This is a genomic window from Mycobacterium neumannii (assembly GCF_002245615.1).
In the GTDB taxonomy this organism is placed as follows: domain Bacteria; phylum Actinomycetota; class Actinomycetes; order Mycobacteriales; family Mycobacteriaceae; genus Mycobacterium; species Mycobacterium neumannii_A.
This window is the reverse complement of record NZ_NKCO01000058.1, coordinates 1-671: the sequence shown is the minus strand read 5'-3', so window position 1 is coordinate 671 and position 671 is coordinate 1. Positions and strand designations below refer to the sequence as shown.

Annotated in this window: 1 protein-coding gene; it reads right to left on the bottom strand. The window is 64.7% G+C overall.

The window, feature by feature from the left end; genetic code table 11:
* On the bottom strand, positions 1 to 671 hold a 671-nt coding region (locus CEX88_RS25780; protein WP_099459223.1), incomplete at both ends, for a hypothetical protein.

Below are 671 nucleotides of genomic sequence, written 5' to 3'. Positions count from 1 at the left end.
CTGCCGTCGATATCGCCGACATTGGTCTGGTTGCCATCGACATTGGTGGTGGTCGTGTCGTTGTCGTTGATCACGATCCCGCCACCCGAGCCGCCGGCCCCACCGGTGGCGTTGCCGCCGTCGTTGCCGACCCCGATCAGGCCGCCACCGCCGTCACCGCCCGAGGCGCTGCCGCCGCTGCCACCGCTCATGTCGACGTCGTTGATAACCGGGCCCTCGTTGTCGGAGATGATGTCGCCGCCGGCGGTCTGGTCTCCGCTGTCGTCGATCTCATTGTCCTCGCCGATGTTGACGTTGGAGTCCTCGATATCACCGGTGTTGACGTTCTCGTTGTCATCGCCGACGACGTTGCCGTCACCCTCGACGTTGGTGGCATCGATATCGCCTGCGGTGCCGGTGTTGACCACCCCGCCGTCGGTGGCGGTATTGGTGGTCTTGTCACCGAAGGTGATGTCACCGAACTCCAACCCGAAGTTGCCGATACCCTGCTGCTGATCCTCACCGGCGTGGTTGACCGTGTTGGTCTCCGGGCTCAAGAACCGGGTGTCGTTATGGCTGAGGGTGTCGTTGTTGGACAACACCTCGGTCTGCCGCTGCGGGGCGAACGCGATCCCGTGCGTCTGGGCCACCGCCTGCTGCAGCCCCACCACCGGATCACCACCCCCATGCAC